The following is a 17,548-nucleotide window of genomic DNA, read 5'->3' as shown; positions in this document are numbered from 1 at the left end:
CCGGGTCCCGGTCCGCCGCCCGGCCGGTCAGGAGAACAGCGCCGGGATGTCCGGCTTCTTGCCGCCGAAGATGCCGTCCTGCTCACCGAGGGCGGCGAGCTTCTCCAGGGAGGCCGTGTCGACCTGGGGCGGCCAGCTGGGCAGGATGAGCCCGCTCAGCACACCACCGCTGATCTTGGTGTAGGTCGTGAGGATCTGCCGGGCCTCGTCCGGGTGGCCGGTGGCGTACTGGAGTGACTCCGTCATCGCCTCGGTGAAGTTCTTCACCAGCGCCGGGTCCTGCTGCGCGATCTTCGACGAGGTGAAATAGGTCGCGACCGTCAGTTTCGGGTCGGTCTCGGCGAACGGCGAGGCGATGACCCGGGCGCCCTGCCCCTTGGCGACGGTCTGGGCCGGCTCGCCCATCCAGGCGGCGTCCACGCGGCCGCCGTCCAGCGCGGCCGGCATCTGGTCGAAGGGGATCTCGACGAACTTGACCTTCGCCGGGTCACCGCCGTCCTTGCGCACCGACTCGCGGACCGTGGTGTCCCCGATGTTCTGGAGGGTGTTGACCGCGACCGTGCGCCCGGCCAGATCCTTCGCCGACTTGACGGGGCTGTCCTTCTTCACGAGGACCGCGGTGACATCGGCACCCACCTTGCCGTTGGACGCGGCCCCGTTCACCACCGACTTCACGGGCACGCCCTTGGTCTGCGCCAGCATCAGGGAGGTGGTGTTGCTGAAGCCGAACTGGAACTGCCCGCTCACCACCCCGGGAATGATGGCCGCCCCGCCCTGCGCGGTGACCATCTTCAGTTCGATCCCGCGGTCGGCGAAGAACCCCTTCTTCTGTCCCAGGTAGAGCGGTGCCACGTCGACGATGGGGATGACACCGACGGTCACCTGGGTCTTCTTCCCGCCGCTCGCGGACGACGACCCCCCGCTGCCGGAGTCCGACGATCCGCATCCGGCGGCACCCGCGAGGGTCATCACCGCCACGGCAAGTCCGAGCATGCGCCTTCGCATGGAGCCCTCCTGACGAGGGGTCAGACACCTCACGACCCGCCCATTGATGTTGTGCACATCATTGACGCCCGCAATGTACACGCCTAGTTTCACGGTGTCAGTCCCCCCGACCGCAGGAAAAACGGACTGCGCCAAGGAGCCCACGTCTCGTGATGCACCGCATCCGCACCCGTACGCTCGTAGCCGTCGCGGCACTGCTGCTCGCCGCCCCCCTCACCCCGGCCGCCCACGCCGCCGCCGAGGACGTGCAGGTCGAGGGCCGGCTGCCCTCCGGAGCGACCTACCTCATGGACGTACCCGCCGACTGGAACGGCACGGTCCTCCTCTACAGCCACGGCTACACCCCGGCCGGCGCCCCCAACCCGGCCCGCAACGCGCCCGACGACACCACCAAGTCCCTTCTGCTGCACGAGGGTTACGCCCTGATCGGTTCCTCCTACGCCACCACCGGCTGGGCGGTCACCGAGGCTGTGCCCGACCAGCTGGCCACCCTCGACGCATTCACCGCCCGCTTCGGCCGCGCCGGACGCACCCTGGCCTGGGGCACCTCCTACGGCGGCCTCGTCACCACCGCCCTGGCGGAGCGTCACGCGTCCCGTCTGGCGGGCTCGTTGTCGATGTGCGGGCTGGTGCAGGGCGGTGTCGCCAACTGGAACAGCACGCTGGACCCGGTCTTCGCGCTCAGGACACTCCTCGCCCCCGGTTCGGACATCCCCCTGACCCGGCTGCCGAGCCAGGCCGCCGCGACCGAGGCGTCCGACGCGATGACCGGCGTGGTCACCGGGGCGCAGCGGACCCCCGAGGGCCGGGCCCGCATCGCGCTCGCCGCGGCCCTGCACAACATCCCCGGCTGGAATGACCCTTCACAGCCCCGGCCCGCCCCCACCGACTGGGACGCACAGCAGAGCGGGCAGTACCAGGCCGTGGTGGGGCTGGTGCGGTTCCCCGCCTTCGTCTGGCGACAGGAGGCCGAGACGCGGGCGGGCGGGAACATGGCGTGGAACACCGGCGTCGACTACCGCGCCCTGCTCCAGCGCTCGCCCTACCTCAAGGAGGTCGAGGAGCTGTACGCGAAGGCGGGCCTCTCCCTGAGGTCCGACCTCAACACCCTCGACAAGGCCCCCCGCGTCCGCGCCGACGCGAAGGCCGTGCGGTGGATGAGCCGGACGAGCACCTTCACCGGCCGGCTCACCAAGCCCCAGCTGAACATCCACACCACCGGGGACGCGCTGATCCCGATGCAGTCCGAGAGCGCCTACCTCAGGGCCGCCACGGCCGCGGGCTCGACGCCCCTGCTGCGGCAGCGCTATGTCGACAACGCGGGCCACTGCACATTCAGCCCCGGCGAGCAGATCGCCGCGCTGCACACCCTGGAGGACCGGATCACCCACGGGCACTGGCGCGACAGCGATCCGGCGGCCCTCAACTCCCGTGCCTCGAAGGCTGATCCGTCGTCCGCGGCTCGCTATGTCCCGTACGTGCCCGCACGTTACCCCCGCCCCTACGACCGGTCCCGCCCCTACGACGAGCACCGGAAGCATCCCTGACCGGACGACGGGTCACGGCTCCGTCGTCTCGGATTCGAGGGAGGCCCGCGTCGCCGCGCCGTAGACCCCCGACTCGTCCTGGAAGACGAATCGGGTGACCTGGTAGGTGCGTACCGCGCTCTCGACCGTGTCGTCGAAGTCGCCGTCCGCGTCCCCGCTGTAGAGCCCGACCTGCTTCAGGCGGAGCTGGAGTTCGACGACCTCGGGGCCGTGGTCGCCGTAACGGAGCACCGGGGGCTGTCCGTTCGACGAGGTCGGTCCGGGGGCCGCCGTCACGGAGGCGGCGACGCTGGAAGGGGCGCCGACCGGAGTGGGCGTGCCCGACGTGCTCGCGCCGGCGTCGGCGGACGCGCTCGGCGAGGAGGTGGGCGGCGCGGACGAGGCCGAAGTCGCGGTAAGGGAAGGGGAGACAGCGGACGGGCCGCTCGACGACGGCTGTTCCTCGGGTACGCCCGCCCGCACACCGCCGGCCACCGACCCGTCGCGCGCGGGGCTGTCGTACGAGAAGAGTCCGCCGACGAATCCACCGGTGACCAGGACGGCGACAGCCGCACCGGCTCCGGCGACGATCACCGGCCGCCGACTGCGGCGGCCGGGTCCGGCGACGGCCGGGGACTCCACGGACTGCTCCGCGACGGGCGTCCGCACCGTCTCGTCCATGGCCGCCAAGTCCCCTGTGAGACTTGGTCGTTCGAGGTCGTCGGCGGGATCCACGGGCTCCTCGCCGACCGCCACGAACGGCCGGATACGCACGGGGTCGAAGTCCTCGGCGGCGGCCGCCTCGGCCGTACGGGACTCCAGGTGGGCCTCGGCGGCGCGGTGGGCGCAGGCGCAGGAGGGGGTGCCGTCCGCCGCCCGGGGCGCCCCGCACTCAGGGCAGACGAGGACTGGTGGTTCACTCACGCGCGTTCCCTCTCCGTACGATCTTCATATCGTAGACAGATATGCCGCGCGGAAATTCCACAACTCTTCTTGATCTGGAACCGGGTCGTCCACAGCACCGAGATTCAGCCATCAAGCGTGAAGGCGAGATGAACGAAGGCCGGAGCGAGCCCTCAACAGCCCATCAACAGAGGGCGACTTGACGGAAGATGGTCTTCCGAGACCGCGACAACATGGGGTAACCAGCGGTAACTTCTGTGCCACCCGCTCCACTCACCCGCGCCACTCCTCCAGGAGAAACTCCCCATGCGCAGACTCCTCGCCTGCCTGGCGGCGGCCACCGCCGTTCTCGGCGGGCTCACCGTGGCCGCCCCGGCCGCCTCGGCCGCCTCGGCCGCCGACTCGGGCAGCTTCAACGTCCTCACCTACAACGTGGCCGGCCTGCCCGAGGCCCTCTCCAGCGCGCCGACCCCGCGCGAGTCGAGCACCACGGCGATCGGCCAGCGGATCGCGCCCTACGACATCGTGCACGTGGAGGAGGACTTCAACTACCACGCCTACCTCTACGCGGGCGACACCAACCACGCCTACCGCACGCCCACCAGCGGCGGCGCCGGCATCGGCAGCGGCCTCAACACGCTCTCGAAGATCCCCTACGACGTGGACGACTTCGAGCGGGTGCGGTGGAACTCCTGCCAGTACGACTCGGGTGACTGCCTGACCCCGAAGGGGTTCACCTTCATGCGGGAGCGCCTCGCCGAGGGTGTCTACGTCGACTTCTACAACCTGCACACCAACGCGGGCACCAACGACGGCGACCTCACCTCGCGCGCGGACAACCTCAACCAGCTCACGGCGTTCATCAACAGCCACTCCAAGGGCAACGCGGTGGTCGTCATGGGCGACACCAACACGCGCTACACCCGCTCCGGCGACACCATCGGCGAGTTCGCCGCGGCCAACGGCCTCACCGACGCCTGGGTCCAGCTGATCCGCGGCGGCACCCCGCCCGCCAAGGGCACGGACGCCCTGGTCTGCGACCAGACGGGGACGACCGTCCCCAACACCTGCGAGGTCGTCGACAAGGTCCTCTACCGCGGCAGCAAGCTGGTCTCGCTGAACGCCACGTCGTACAACAACGAGCACGCCAAGTTCCTCACCAGTGACAACAAGATGCTCTCCGACCACGACCCGATCACGGTCGGCTTCACCTGGCAGCGCAACGCCGCCTACCAGTTCAGCGACCAGTACGGCGGCCCGCACGGCGACTACTTCAACGACATCGCCGGCGTCCCCGCGGGCACCAGTGCCACGGCCATCGGGCTGCGGGCCGGCACCCGGGTCGACCAGATGAGCGTCACCCTGGCGAACGGCACCACGCTGACCCACGGCGGGACCGGCGGCACCGCTTCCTCGCTCACCCTCGGCAGCAGTGAGTACGTCACCACCGCCCAGCTCTGCCAGGGCGCGAAGGACGGCAACACCCGGATCTTCTACGCCAAGTTCACGACCAACCTCGGCCGCACGCTCGCCGGCGGCTCGACCACCTCGGACTGTGTGACCCGCACGGCACCGAGCGGCTGGCAGATCGCCGGCTTCCACGGCCGCGCGGGCGACGAGGTCGACAAGATCGGTTTCATCTACACCCAGCGCTGACCCGCCCCCGTTCCGGGACGGCGCGCCTTCCCGCGCCGTCCCGGAACGCACAGGAACCACAAAAGTCCGGCCGGATGATTGACGCGACCATGGCCAGGCCCTAGCTTCTGATCGATTTACCGAACTCCGTTCGAAATATCGGTCATTGAGGTGCCCCCCACGCCACCTCCAGGTCCCCCGCACGCACCTTGGAGAGACACGATGAGCGCGAACCCCCACCTGTCCCGTCGCGGCCTCCTGGGCATGACCGCCGCCGTCCCGCTCGCCCTGACCCTCGGCACGGGCACCGCGCAGGCCGCCGACTCGGCGTACGCGATGGTCTACTTCACCGAGTCGACCAATCTCGGCGACGGCACCGACTACGGTCTGCACCTCGCCGTCAGCCCGGACGGGCTCAACTGGACACCCCTCAACCAGAACAACCCCCTGGTCACCCCGACCGCCGGCGCCCTCGGCCTGCGCGACCCGTTCCTGATGCGCAGGCAGGACGGCACGTTCGTGGTGCTCGCCACCGACCTCAAGGGCACCGACTGGAACTACAACAGCCAGTACATCCACGTCTGGGACTCCGCCGACCTGCGCACCTTCACCGGCTACCGGCGCCTGAAACTCCACGACATGACCACCCACAGCTGGGCGCCGGAGGCGTTCTGGGACGCGGGCCGGGGCCAGTACGCGGTCATCTACTCGTCGGTGAACTCCAGCGGCCACAACGTGATCATGGTGAACTACACCAGCGACTTCGTCACCGCGTCGGCCCCGCAGGTCTTCTTCGACCCCGGCTACGACGTCATCGACGGTGACATGGCCGTGGGCGTGAACGGCTACAACTACCTCTTCTACAAGAAGAACCAGACCCTGGTCTCCGCGCGCTCCACCTCCCTGAACCCGGGCAGCTTCACCGAGTACAGCGCGGGCGTGGCCCACGGCGGCACCGAGGCGCCGACGGTCGTCAAGTCACTGACCTCGAACACCTGGTGGCTCTGGGGCGACACGTACACACCCAACGGCGTCTTCTACGCATGGCAGTCGAGCAGCCCGGCCACCGGCTCCTGGACCGCCCTCGACCAGAAGGCCTACACCCAGCCGGTCAACTCCAAGCACTGCGGCATCGCGACGATCACCACGGCCGAGTACACCAACCTGCTCGCCAAGTGGGGCGTCCCGGCCTGGAACCGGCTCAAGTCCTACAACTTCCCGGCCCGTTACGTCCGCCACGCCGACTACGTGGGCCGGATCGACGAGTACCCGATCGAGCCGTACAAGGACTCCCTGTGGACCCTGGTCCCGGGGCTCGCCGACAGCTCCGGGGTCTCCTTCCGCTCGGTCAACTACCCCGACCGCTACTTGCGGCACTACAACTACGCCCTCCGGCTCGACGTCAACGACGGCACGTCGACGTTCGCCGGTGACGCCACCTTCTACCGCACGGCGGGCCTCGCGGACGCGAGCTGGACGTCCTTCCGGTCGTACAACAACCCGACCCGTTACATCCGTCACGCCGACTACGTCCTGCGCATCGACCCGATCTCCACCACGACCGACCAGCGGGACGCGACATTCCGAGTCGGTTACTGATTTCTCCGAAAAAGCCCCCCTGACGGTCCGTGTTGTATACGCTCCAGATCTTCTTCACGAGACCTTCACAGGGGGGCTTTTCCATGCGCAGAGGACACATAGCCGCCGTCGCGGCCGCGGGCGTGCTGACCGCGTTGAGCGCGGTCCCGGCTCACGCCACCGAGTACTCGTCGGCGCTCAAGATCAAGGCCATCCAGTACGACGCCCCCGGCCCTGACTCCAACAGTTGCACCTCCGGCAACACCGACGAGGAGTACCTGACGATCAAGAACTACTCGTCGACCGCAACCGTGAACCTCAAGGGCTACGTCGTGAAGGACGCGACCGGGAACAAGTTCACGTTCACGAGGAGCCACTCGCTCCAGCCCGGCGACTACGTGAAGCTGCGCGGCGGCCACGGGACCGACTCGGACGCGAAGAACGTCGTCTACCGCAACAACTGCAACTTCATGTGGAACAACCCCGGGGACACGATCTACCTCTACAAGCCCTCCGGCGCGCACGCGGACACCCACAAGTACACCAAGAGCGCCAACGACCCGGACGGCAACGGGTACATCACGTACCACGGCTGAGCAGGTCGCGTCCGCTCACGACGGCCAGTGCGGCGGTCAGCGCGACGAGGGCCGCCGCCTGGGTCAGGACACCCACCCGCAGCGTGCCGGGCAGGACGTCGAGCCACGGGTAGACCGCGGCGATCCGGACCGCCAGGAGGAGCAGCCCCAGCGCCGCCAGGGCCGCGGCCTCCCCCGCCGCGGGGCCGCGGCTCCCGCTCCGGGCTCGGTACAGCAGCCAGGCGAGGGCCGTCACGAGGTAGCAGGTGACGAGCGCCCAGGCGGTGTCGACCCCGTCGGGCAGGGCCACGACCGAGCCGCCCATCAGCACACAGCAGGCGGCGAAGACCAGGCCGGGCGCGCCCACGGGAAGGCGGGCCGGGGGCGCGTCACGGTGGTACGCGGCGCACCATGCCAGTGCCGAGGACCATGCCAGGACGGTGGCCGCGACGACATAGCCGGAGTCCGAGGGCGCGAAGTCGAGCACCCACAGATCGGCCAGGGGCCAGAGCGTGGGCAGCGCCGCGACGAGCGCGGAGACCTGGGCGAGCCGGCGGTGGTCGCGCAGCAGGGCGAAGTAGGCGACCGTCCACAGCAGGGGCAGGAACCACTGGGCGACCGCGCCGGCACCGGCCCACACACCGTGGCCGGTGAAGCCGTCCGTGAACAGCGCCCACTGGCTGCCGCCACGGGTGGACGCCCAGGTCAGCCCGAGCACCCGGTCGACCACGGCGGAGGCCGCCTGGAGCAGGACGGCGAAGAGCGCGAAGAGGCGGACGGCCGAGCCCAGCACGGCGTAGCGGCGGGGCGCGCTCCCGGCACCGAGCCTGCTGCGGACGGCCAGCGCGACGATGCTCGCCACCTCGCCGAGGGTGGGGCGGCTCTGGTCCTGGGTCTCCTGGTCGACGTCCCAGAGGTAGGTCTCGACGATCTCCTCCTCGCGCTCGCGCCGGTAGTAGGCGGGAAGCAGGCGCAGGACGGCGCGGTAGCGGGTCTCCAGCAGGGTCGTCATGCCAGACCTCCGGCGAGTCCGGGACCGGCGAGGGGCCCGTCGGTCGTTCCCGACGAGCGCCCCGGGGCCGGTCCCGGGCTGCGCCGTCCCTCGGCGATCCGCTTCTTCGCGGCGCTCGCCCCGGCGGCCAGCCGCTCCGCCTCCGCGGCCAGGGCCGCGGTGCCCTCGTCGGTGAGGCGGTAGTAGCGCCTGAGCCGGCCCTGCTGGACCTCCTCGCGGTCCAGCACGATGAGCCCGTCGGCGGTGAGCCGGTCCAGTACGCCGTAGAGGGTGCCGACGCGCATCTGAACGGCCCCCTCGGACAGTTCCTCGACCTCGCGCAGGATGCCGTAGCCGTGCCGCGGCTGGTCGGCGAGTGCGGTCAGTACGAAGAACGCCGCCTGTGTCATGTTCCTCGGTGCCATGAACACGAATATATCGGCTCCCGATATATTCAGCGAGCCGAATCGCGCGATCCGGTGGAACACGACGAACAGGGCCGGCCCCAATGCGGATGGTGGGCCGGCCCTGTTCGTGAGGTCATTCTGGCGTGCGGAGCGCGAACAGGGCACAGGTGAAAGGAGGTTGCTCTGTGTGGAACTTGTGCGCCCCGTGTGCGCTTGCGCTGTCCGGCTGCCGGACCCCGCCTGGCCCGGACAGGCCGTCGGCGACGATACTTGGCCGTGGCACGCACCACCCCCTCCCACAGATGGACCCATGTCAAGCACTCCCACGGCAGACTCCACAGCACCTTCCACCGTCTGGCTGGCCCGCGGCCGCCATCTCGGATCCGACGCGGCGGACGTCCTGCGCCGAAGTCTCGCGCGGCTCAAGGAGAGCGCGGTCATCGACGACTTCAACGAGCCGTCCGGGGCCGACGACGCCCCGGAGCGGATCTTCGAGGCCCGCTGGCGGGTCGGGGACGAGGTGACCGTCCGGGCCCGCCTCTCGCTGTCCGCCGTCTCCAGCGGCAGCCAGGAGTGGGTGCTGGCGGCGGAGGCGGAACAGCCCTGGGATCTGCGCTGGCCCTCCCCCGCGACCATGTTCTGGCCCGAGAGCGACGACGTGTTCTGGGACCGGGACGCGGCCACGGGCCTGCGCCTGCGCGACCTGAGCGTGCTGCCCGAGGAGGACAAGGAGGTACGGCGGGTGCTGCGGCAGGCGGTGCGCGGCAGTTGGGCCGTGCAGGTCGTCGTGCACGAGGCCATGACCCCCGGCCAGGGCGGCCGCCGGCCCCTGGCCGACATGCTGCCGCCCGGCCTGCGCCACCGGGTCGTGGAGCACCGGGCGCAGCCGCACCAGCTGCGGGTGCTGAACTGGGCCGTGAAGGAGTTCGGTGTGGAGGTGCCGCGCGGCGGTGCCGTGGTGCTGCCCGGGACGCCGGTGCCGCCCGGTTACGACGGCCAGGACTTCGCCGTACGCACCGTGTTCCTCGACGGCTCGGAGCCCACCGAACTGCTCGCGGCCGTGACGCGCTACGCCTCGATGCCGAAGCCGCTGCCCGAGGGTGGCGAGGCGGCCGTGACCGCGCTGCGGGAGCAGTGGCAGCTGCTGACCCTTCAGGAGGAACTCGAGCGCGAGCGCGCGCTGGTGGCGATGTACGCCGAGGCGCTGGAGGCCATGACCAAGTCCCGGGACCTGTACCGGGAGGCCGCCGAGCGCGCCAACGAGGCGCTGGCCATCTACCGCGAGAACGCACCGGCGGCACCCGAGACCCCGGCCGATCCGCAGGCCGGCTCGCCCTTGCAGCAGCTCTCGAAGACCTTCGAGCGCTGGAAGGGCACCCTGCGGCCGGCCGCGCGCGAGGAGGACCCGGACCAGCGGATCGGCTGAGGCTCGGGCACGGCGGGACAGCTGAGGCTCGGGCAGAGCCGCGTCGGCTCAGGCCAGGCTCGCACAGAGCCACGTCGGCGGATCAGCTGAAGAGCGGGAAGCGGTCCGCGTCGGCGCCGAGCGCGCGTCGGTCGGCGTCCGTGAGCGGTGCGCGTCCGGTGGCGGCACGGGCGTAGTGCTCGTCGCTCCAGTCGAGGGGCAGGGGCCGGCCGAGGAGTCCGTCGAGGGTGGCCCGGACCGCGGCCAGCCCTTCGGGCGCCGGACCTGGCGCGTCCGGCAGGCCGGTGACCAGGTCCAGATGGTGGATCGTGGCCTCGACGGCGAGGGTGGTCACCAGGTCGGCGGCGGTCAGGACATGCCCCTGCGTGGTGACCCGCAGTCCCGCCGGGGTGTCGGCGGCGGCCCGCACGGTGGCCGCGGCGGTCTCCAGGTACAGGTCGCGCAGCTGGCGGAAGTCGAGGAACATGCCGGCGCTCACCCGGCTCCAGCGCCGCCCGTTCGCCGCGCCGACGGGGTCCGGCGCCCAGTCCCGCCAGTAGGTCACGGCGTCCCGGTCGGGCGGCCCGGGCGCGGGTGTGTGCAGGGCGACCAGGGCGCGCTGGGCGTCCCCCATGCAGTGGAAGACCAGGTCCCGCACGGCCCAGCCGGTACAGCCGGTGGGCCGCCAGGACTCCTCGTCCCCCAGGGGCCCCACGACGGCCGCGAAGGCCCCGTAGGCGGCACGCAGTACGTCGGCGTTCATGCGGGTCAGCCTAGGCGGGCATGCCGCCCGGGAGGCGAGAGGTGTCAGAGGGCCGACTGTGGATACGCGGTGGGGACAGCACCTCCGCCTGTCCGGAAGGTCACCGTCATCATGAGCGGTCAGCACGACCCCGGCTCCACCTGCTCCGAGACGACACTCACGGTCAACGGCAAACCCCACACCCTCCTCGTCGACCACCGGCGCGTCCTGCTCGACGTGCTGCGCGAGGACCTGGAGCTGTGGGGTGCCGGGAAGGGCTGCGACCACGGCCAGTGCGGCGCCTGCACGGTCCTGGTGGACGGACGCCGCGTCAACAGCTGCCTGCTGCTCGCGGTGGCCCTGGACGGCAGCGAGGTCAGGACCGTCGAGGGCCTCGCCGGCGACGGCGAGAAACTGCACCCACTGCAACAGGCCTTCCTGGACCGCGACGCCTTCCAGTGCGGCTACTGCACACCCGGCCAGCTCTGCTCGGCGCTCGGCATGCTCGACGAGGCCGCCGCCGGTCATCCCTCGCGCGTCACGACCGATGCCCCCGCAGGCCGTCCCGTGCCGCTGGACCGCGACGAGATCCGCGAGCGGCTCAGCGGCAACCTGTGCCGCTGCGGCGCCTATCCACGCATCGTCGACGCGGTCGAGGACGTGATCCCGTGAAGACCTTCGACTACGTACGGGCCGCCTCCCCCGAGGAGGCGGCCGAGCTCTTCGCCGCCCGCCCGGGCGCCCACTACCTCGGCGGCGGCACCAATCTCGTCGACCTGATGAAACTCGGCGTCGAACAGCCCGACGCGCTGGTCGACGTCAGCCGCCTGCCCCTGGACGAGGTCGAGGAGCTGCCGGACGGTTCGCTGCGCGTCGGCGCCACGGTCCGCAACAGCGACCTGGCGGCCCATCCGACCGTGCGCGAGCGGTACCCGGTCCTCTCCCAGGCCCTGCTCGCGGGAGCCTCGGGGCAGTTGCGCAACGCGGCCACCACCGGCGGCAACCTGCTCCAGCGCACCCGCTGCCCCTACTTCCAGGACGTCTCCAAACCCTGCAACAAGCGTGCACCGGGCAGTGGTTGCGGGGCCCGGGAGGGCGTGCACCGGGACCACGCGGTGCTCGGGCACTCCCCGCACTGCATCGCCACCCACCCCTCCGACATGGCCGTCGCCCTCGCCGCGCTGGACGCGCGTGTCGAGCTGTACGGCACGGAGGGCGCCCGGAGCGTGCCCGTGGCCGACTTCGTCCGGCTGCCCGGGGCACATCCGGAGCGGGACACCGAGATCGCGCCGGGCGAGCTCGTCACCGGGGTACTGCTGCCCGCGGCCGGTGCCGGGCTGCCGTCCGCCTACCGCAAGGCCAGGGACCGGGCGTCGTACGCCTTCGCGCTCGCCTCGGTTGCCGTGGTGCTGCGCGTGACGGACGGGGTGGTCGACCACGCCGGGATCGCGTTCGGCGCGCTGGCGCACCGGCCGTGGCGAGCGCGGCGGGCCGAGCAGGCGCTGCTGGGCGCCGCGCCCACACAGGCCGCGTTCGAGCACGCGGTCGACCTGGAGCTCTCCGCCGCGGAGCCGCTGCGGGACAACGCCTACAAGGTGCCGCTTGCGCGTTCGCTCGCCGTGGACGTGCTGACCCGGCTCGCCCGGGCCGCCGGGGCCTGAGGAGGAGGACGCATGAACGCCACCGCGCCGAGCCCCGCTCCGGGGGTTCCTGTCGAGCGCCGCGAAAGCGGGGAGTCTGCCCTGGGCGCTTCGGTGGAGCGCCGCGAAGGCCGTCAGAAGGTCACCGGCACCGCCCGTTACGCCGCCGAGCAGCCCCGCCCCGGCCGGGCCCACGCGTGGCCCGTGCCCGCCTCGGTCGCCCGCGGCCGGGTCACCGGCATCGACACCGCGGCCGCGCTGGACCTGCCCGGGGTCATCGCCGTGCTCACCCACGAGAACGCGCCGCGGCTCTCCGAGCCGGACGATGCCATGCTCGCCGTCCTGCGCGACTCCCGTGTCCCGCACCGGGGTTGGTTCGTCGCCCTGGTGGTGGGCGAGACCCTGGAGGCCGCCCGCGCGGGTGCCGCCGCCGTCCGCGTCGACTACGCGGTGGAGGACCACGACGTCACCCTCACCCGCGACCATCAGGCAGCGTACGCCCCCGAGGAGGCGAACGGCGGATACCCCGGGACCCGTGAACACGGCGATCCCGAGGGCGCGTTCGCGTCCGCGGACGTCCGCGTCGACGTCGACTACCGGGTGCCGCCGCTGCACAACCACCCGATGGAACCGCACGCGACGACGGCCGAGTGGCAGCACGGCCGGCTCACGGTGCACACCTCCACCCAGGGCGCCACGACCGTACGCACCGTCCTCGCCGGCCTGTTCGGCATCCCGGAGGATCACGTCACCGTCCACGCGGAGCATGTGGGCGGCGGGTTCGGGTCCAAGGGCACGCCGCGTCCGGACGTGGTGCTCGCCGCCATGGCGGCCCGGCACACCGGCAGGCCGGTCACCCTGGCGCTCCCCCGCCGCTTCCTGCCCGCCGTCGTCGGACACCGCGCCCCGACCCTGCACCGGCTGCGGCTCGGCGCCCGCCCCGACGGACGGCTCGTCTCCCTGATCCACGAGGTCACCACCCACACCTCGCGCGTCAAGGAGTTCGTGGAGCAGGCCGCCGTACCGACCCGCGTGATGTACGCCGCCCCCGACTCCCGTACGGCACACCGGGTGGCACCCCTCGACCTGCCCACGCCCTCCTGGATGCGGGCCCCCGGCGAGGCGCCCGGCATGTACGCCCTGGAGTCGGCCATGGACGAGCTGGCCGGCGAACTCGGCATGGACCCGGTGGACCTGGGCGGGGCCGGAGGGGCCCCGCGCCCGGCCGCGGGAGCCGAGGGCCCCCTGCTGGTGGGGTCGGGGGTGGCCGCCGCCACGTATCCCGTGCTGGTCCATCCGTCCACGGCGGCAGTGCGGGCGCTGCCCGACGGGACCTTCCAGGTGGGGATCAACGCCGCCGACATCGGCACGGGCGCCCGTACCGTACTCGCGCAGATCGCCGCGGACAGGCTCGCTGTGCCCGTGGACCGGGTGCGCATCGAGGTGGGCAGCACGGATCTGCCCGCCGCGCCGCTGGCCGGGGGCTCCTCGGGCACGGCGTCCTGGGGCTGGGCGGTGCACGAGGCGTGCGCCCGGCTCGCGGAGCGCCTGGCCGGGGGACTTGTGCCCGCGGAGGGCATGGAGGTCCGTGCCGACACCGCAGGCCGGGCCGACGCCGACAGCCCCTACGCCCGGCATGCCTTCGGCGCGCACTTCGCGGAGGTCGCCGTGGACACCGTCACGGGTGAGACCCGGGTCCGCCGGTTGCTGGGGGTGTACGCCGCGGGACGCATCCTCAACTCCCGTACCGCGCGCTCCCAGTTCGTCGGCGGGATGACCATGGGGCTCGGGATGGCACTCACCGAGGGCAGCACGATGGACGCCGCGTTCGGCGACTTCACCGAGTCGGACCTGGCCTCGTACCACGTGCCCGCCCACGCCGACGTGCCCGACATCGAGGCGCACTGGATCGACGAGGACGATCCCCACCTCAACCCCATGGGCAGCAAGGGCATCGGCGAGATCGGCATCGTGGGGACGGCGGCCGCGATCGGCAACGCCGTCTTCCACGCCACCGGCACCCGCGTGCGCGAACTGCCCCTCACACCGGACCGCGTGCTCGGCGGCATCGGGAGAGGGGCAGTTCCCCGCGGTTTCTAGCGGCTTGCGGTTGTCGGCAGCCGGGATTTCCAGCGGCTTCCGGCGGTCGACAGCCGGGATTTCCAGCGGCTGACGGCGTTCGGCAGGCGCGGTTTCCAGCGGCTCGCGGCGTTCGGCAGGCGCGGTTTCCAGCGGCTCGCGGCGGCCGGTAACCGCGAGGGGGCTTCGGCTACGGCGTCAGTTGCGCGTCCGGCCGCTCCCGGGCCGGTCCCTCCACGAGCCGCCGGTCCGCCGGGACCCGCTCCGGCCGGGCCGGCACCGCCAGCTGCACCACGAGTGCGGTCAGCGCCGTCAGGGACGCGCACACCGCCGCCGTACCGGCGATCCACGCCGGGGCGAGCGGCAGCTCCAGGGCTTGGGACAACCCCGCCGAGCGGAAGCGGCCGTCGAGGAGCTGGCCCGCGGCCACTCCGGCCGGCAGGACCACCGCGAGGGCGAGGAGCGGCACGGCGGGCCGGATCGCCAGCAAGACCGCCAGGACGGCACAGAGCGCCGAGACGCCCAGGGCGAACCCGTACACCGGCAGCGACGCCCCGTCCCGGTGCGCCGGGAAGCAGAGCACGGCGCACACCAGCAGGGCCAGCGCGGCGAGGCGGCCGGGCCAGGCCGGAGTCCGCGCGGGCCGACGGGGTGTCGGGGGGTGCGGCGGCGGCGCCGGGAACACGCTCGCACCCGGCATCGCGTACTCCGGCGGCGACTCCGCCGCCAGGAGCGGTTTCGACGGCTCGTACGACGGCTGTGCGGGCCGCTCCTCGGCCAGTCTGCCGATCAGCTCGACGAGTTCCTCGACGGGCCGTCCGGTCGCGGCCGCCCGCACCGCCTCCTGACCGCAGTGGGGTTGCAGCTCGGAGCGGTTGAGCAGGGACACCAGGCGGGTCACCTCCGCCACGGGGCGGGACTCGGCGGCGGCGCGGATCGCCTCGTCGGCGCTGTCCGGGTCGCGGGGCGGCCGGGTGAGCAGGGAGACGAGCCGGGTGACGTCCTCCACGGACCGGTCCACACCGACGGCACGGAGGGCCGCGGCCGTGGCCTGGGCGTACTGGGGCGACTGTTCCAGCAGGGTGATGAGGTGGACGACGTCCTCCAGGGGACGGTCGGCCACGGCGGCACGCACCAGGTCGCCGACGGTGTCGCCGTACGACGGCTCGGTCGGTATGGCGGGGTCGTTCGGGCGGGGTGCTGACGGGCCGGTGGTCATGCTTCTGCTCCAGACACAGGGTGCGGTCGCTCCTATGCGCCCCCGTCGTACGACCGCGACATTGAGGTCTCCATTCGTAAGCGGGTCAACGACGGCGTGCCACTCGGATGCGCCACGGGTGTGAGTGCCGCCCTCGGCAGGCCTATTGCGGCCGGATGGGGGAATCCGTCGGACAGCGCTGCGTCGAGCGCCCCGAGGAGGAGGTCGGCCCGTGGATTCGACCACAGCACTGATCGTCGTCGTCGCGGTGCTCGCGGCGCTGGCGCTGGCGGTGGCCGTGGGACTGCTGGTACGGCTCGTCAGGACCCGGCGCGGGCTGCGCCGGGCGGGGCTGCCCACCGGGCCCCGCTGGGTGTTCTGGGGCGCGTTGCTCTACCTCGTGCTGCCCACCGATCTGGTGCCGGACCCGGTGTATCTCGACGACATCGGGGTCCTGCTGCTCGCGTTGCGCACGATGCGTGGTTCCGCCGCCGACCGGGCGGCACTGCAACTCGGTGAGGACGACCGGTCGGCCTCCCGCCGACCGTGATTACGCAGTGTAAGGAAACCAACCACCCGTTCGATTCGTATAAGTCTCTGGGAGCCGAAGGAAGTCGGTGACCCGACGGCGTCGTGGGGAGACGGCCGTCCGCTAGAAGCAGTACCGGCGAGGGAGAGACGATGCAACCGTTCGCGCTCAACTACGCACGCCCGGCAGCGGCGTTGGAGGCGACCACTCCGTACGTCTACGACTCCGGGCGGCAGTTGAACGTGCTCATGGACGGCCGGGTCGCGGCCCGCGACCACGCCCTGATGCGGGAACTGGGGACCACCACCTCCACGGCGGGCTCCAAGACTCACTTCGACGACTGAACACAGGTCGACACTGATGACCGTGTTGATTCTGACCTGCGAAGAGGATGTGACGGCCGACATGGTCGTGGTGCACCTCGACGCCACGGGGGTTCCGGTGGTCCGGCTCGATCCGGCCGATCTCACCGACGGGGTCGCGCTGTCCGGCGAGTACGTGCACGGCCGCTTCCGCGGCCATCTGTCGGCCGGCGGGCGCCTGGTGGGCATCTCCGGGCTGCGTTCGATCTGGGTCCGCCGCCCGGGCATCCCGGCGGCCCGGGCCGCCGTCCCCTCGGAGTGGCTGACCGAGGAGTCCGGCCAGGCGCTGTACGGCATGCTGCGGGGCAGCGACGCCCGCTGGATGAACCATCCCGACGCGGCCCGCCGGGCCCGGCACAAGCCCTGGCAGCTACGGCTCGCGCAGCGCTGTTCGCTGCCCGTGCCGGCCACGATCGTGACAACGTTTCCGCAGGCCGCCCGCGAGTTCGCCGAGCGCTATCCGGATCTGGTGGTCAAGCCGGTCTCCGGCGCCCATCCGCAGGATCCGCCGCGGGCGGTGCCGACCAGCCGGGTCGCTCCGGACACCGACTTCGCGGCGGTCGCGTTCGGTCCGACGCTGCTCCAGCGGCGGGTGGCCAAGCGGGCCGACATCCGCCTGACCGTCGTGGGAGAGACGATGCTGGCCGCCCGGAAGGCCACCGGTCCGGACGACGAGGTGGACGTCCGGTTCGCCCGGTCGGCCTCCTCCTGGCAGCCGGTCGACGTGCCGCCCCGGGTGGCCACCGCGGTGGGCGAGTATCTCCGGGCCGCCGAACTGGCCTACGGCGCTTTCGACTTCGCCGAGGACGGGGACGGGACCTGGTGGTTCCTGGAGTGCAACCAGTCGGGGCAGTTCGGGTTCATCGAGGTGGAGACCGGTCAGCCCATCGCGCGCAGCATCGCCGCATGGCTGGCCCAGCCGGGACCGGAGAACCGCGCCTCCGCCGACGGGGCCGACCCGGTGGTGAACTGA

General features: G+C 71.8%; 17 protein-coding genes. 11 read left to right on the top strand and 6 right to left on the bottom strand.

Annotated elements, in window-relative coordinates; genetic code table 11:
• Window positions 1-27: 27 nt before the first annotated feature.
• On the bottom strand, window positions 28-1,005 hold the full coding sequence (locus IF54_RS0127495; RefSeq protein WP_030323385.1) for an ABC transporter substrate-binding protein: 978 nt from the start codon (window positions 1,003-1,005) through the stop codon (window positions 28-30).
• Window positions 1,006-1,157: 152 nt separating this feature from the next.
• Between IF54_RS0127495 and IF54_RS0127490 the strand changes: the two genes are divergently transcribed.
• Window positions 1,158-2,552 carry an alpha/beta hydrolase family protein gene (locus tag IF54_RS0127490; protein ID WP_030323382.1) on the top strand — a complete coding sequence of 465 codons (1,395 nt, stop codon included), beginning with the start codon at window positions 1,158-1,160 and terminating at the stop codon, window positions 2,550-2,552.
• A gap of 12 nt (window positions 2,553-2,564) precedes the next feature.
• On the opposite strand, the gene IF54_RS0127485 is transcribed toward IF54_RS0127490, so the two are convergent.
• A complete protein-coding gene (locus tag IF54_RS0127485) occupies window positions 2,565-3,455 on the bottom strand; it encodes a peptidoglycan-binding domain-containing protein (protein ID WP_030323381.1) in 891 nt (296 codons plus the stop codon).
• 285 nt (window positions 3,456-3,740) lie between these two features.
• On the opposite strand from IF54_RS0127485, the gene IF54_RS0127480 reads away from it, so the two are divergent.
• The 3 genes from IF54_RS0127480 to IF54_RS0127470 all read left to right on the top strand — a co-directional run bounded on the left by IF54_RS0127480 (window position 3,741) and on the right by IF54_RS0127470 (window position 7,243).
• Entirely contained in the window at window positions 3,741-5,090 is a 1,350-nt protein-coding gene (locus IF54_RS0127480; RefSeq protein WP_030323380.1) for a jacalin-like lectin, read from the top strand.
• Between the two features lie 201 nt (window positions 5,091-5,291).
• Complete coding sequence (locus IF54_RS0127475) at window positions 5,292-6,668, top strand: glycoside hydrolase family 43 protein (RefSeq protein ID WP_030323378.1); 1,377 nt, start codon at window positions 5,292-5,294, stop codon at window positions 6,666-6,668.
• Between the two features lie 83 nt (window positions 6,669-6,751).
• Window positions 6,752-7,243 (top strand): lamin tail domain-containing protein, encoded by a 492-nt coding sequence (locus IF54_RS0127470; RefSeq protein ID WP_030323376.1) that lies wholly within the window; start codon window positions 6,752-6,754, stop codon window positions 7,241-7,243.
• Here the strand turns inward: IF54_RS0127470 and IF54_RS0127465 are convergent.
• Together IF54_RS0127465 and IF54_RS0127460 are read right to left on the bottom strand one after the other, a co-directional pair.
• Entirely contained in the window at window positions 7,227-8,234 is a 1,008-nt protein-coding gene (locus IF54_RS0127465; protein WP_030323374.1) for a hypothetical protein, read from the bottom strand. The two genes, IF54_RS0127470 and IF54_RS0127465, sit on opposite strands and share 17 nt — an antisense overlap.
• Window positions 8,231-8,623 (bottom strand): PadR family transcriptional regulator, encoded by a 393-nt coding sequence (locus IF54_RS0127460; protein WP_030323372.1) that lies wholly within the window; start codon window positions 8,621-8,623, stop codon window positions 8,231-8,233. Before IF54_RS0127460 ends, IF54_RS0127465 begins: the two co-directional genes overlap by 4 nt.
• A gap of 307 nt (window positions 8,624-8,930) precedes the next feature.
• Here IF54_RS0127460 and IF54_RS0127455 point away from each other — a divergent pair, with 307 nt between their 5' ends.
• Window positions 8,931-10,046: a hypothetical protein gene (locus IF54_RS0127455; RefSeq protein ID WP_030323370.1), complete on the top strand. Its 1,116-nt coding sequence runs from the start codon at window positions 8,931-8,933 to the stop codon at window positions 10,044-10,046.
• An 82-nt stretch (window positions 10,047-10,128) separates the two neighbouring features.
• On the opposite strand, the gene IF54_RS0127450 is transcribed toward IF54_RS0127455, so the two are convergent.
• Window positions 10,129-10,788 carry a maleylpyruvate isomerase N-terminal domain-containing protein gene (locus IF54_RS0127450; protein ID WP_030323369.1) on the bottom strand — a complete coding sequence of 220 codons (660 nt, stop codon included), beginning with the start codon at window positions 10,786-10,788 and terminating at the stop codon, window positions 10,129-10,131.
• Between the two features lie 111 nt (window positions 10,789-10,899).
• Here IF54_RS0127450 and IF54_RS0127445 point away from each other — a divergent pair, with 111 nt between their 5' ends.
• From IF54_RS0127445 to IF54_RS0127435, 3 genes are read left to right on the top strand one after another with little or no spacing between them, the layout of a single operon-like run.
• Window positions 10,900-11,439: a (2Fe-2S)-binding protein gene (locus IF54_RS0127445; protein WP_030323368.1), complete on the top strand. Its 540-nt coding sequence runs from the start codon at window positions 10,900-10,902 to the stop codon at window positions 11,437-11,439.
• Entirely contained in the window at window positions 11,436-12,428 is a 993-nt protein-coding gene (locus IF54_RS0127440) for an FAD binding domain-containing protein (protein ID WP_030323367.1), read from the top strand. The genes IF54_RS0127445 and IF54_RS0127440 overlap by 4 nt, the downstream gene beginning before the upstream one ends.
• Before the next feature lie 12 nt (window positions 12,429-12,440).
• Complete coding sequence (locus IF54_RS0127435; protein WP_078852119.1) at window positions 12,441-14,507, top strand: xanthine dehydrogenase family protein molybdopterin-binding subunit; 2,067 nt, start codon at window positions 12,441-12,443, stop codon at window positions 14,505-14,507.
• Window positions 14,508-14,676: 169 nt separating this feature from the next.
• Here IF54_RS0127435 and IF54_RS0127430 read toward each other — a convergent pair whose 3' ends face one another.
• Window positions 14,677-15,705, bottom strand: a complete 1,029-nt coding sequence (locus tag IF54_RS0127430; RefSeq protein ID WP_030323363.1) for a hypothetical protein — start codon at window positions 15,703-15,705, stop codon at window positions 14,677-14,679.
• A gap of 211 nt (window positions 15,706-15,916) precedes the next feature.
• Between IF54_RS0127430 and IF54_RS0127425 the strand changes: the two genes are divergently transcribed.
• The 3 genes from IF54_RS0127425 to tgmB all read left to right on the top strand — a co-directional run bounded on the left by IF54_RS0127425 (window position 15,917) and on the right by tgmB (window position 17,548).
• Window positions 15,917-16,234: a YkvA family protein gene (locus tag IF54_RS0127425; RefSeq protein WP_030323361.1), complete on the top strand. Its 318-nt coding sequence runs from the start codon at window positions 15,917-15,919 to the stop codon at window positions 16,232-16,234.
• A 131-nt stretch (window positions 16,235-16,365) separates the two neighbouring features.
• Window positions 16,366-16,557 carry a putative ATP-grasp-modified RiPP gene (gene tgmA, locus IF54_RS0127420; protein WP_020134687.1) on the top strand — a complete coding sequence of 64 codons (192 nt, stop codon included), beginning with the start codon at window positions 16,366-16,368 and terminating at the stop codon, window positions 16,555-16,557.
• Between the two features lie 16 nt (window positions 16,558-16,573).
• Window positions 16,574-17,548, top strand: coding sequence for an ATP-grasp ribosomal peptide maturase (gene tgmB / locus IF54_RS0127415; RefSeq protein WP_030323360.1), 975 nt, complete (start codon window positions 16,574-16,576; stop codon window positions 17,546-17,548).

Source organism: Streptomyces sp. NRRL B-3229 (assembly GCF_000719505.1).
Taxonomy (GTDB): domain Bacteria; phylum Actinomycetota; class Actinomycetes; order Streptomycetales; family Streptomycetaceae; genus Streptomyces; species Streptomyces griseorubiginosus.
This window is presented reverse-complemented; position numbering and strand designations above follow the sequence as displayed.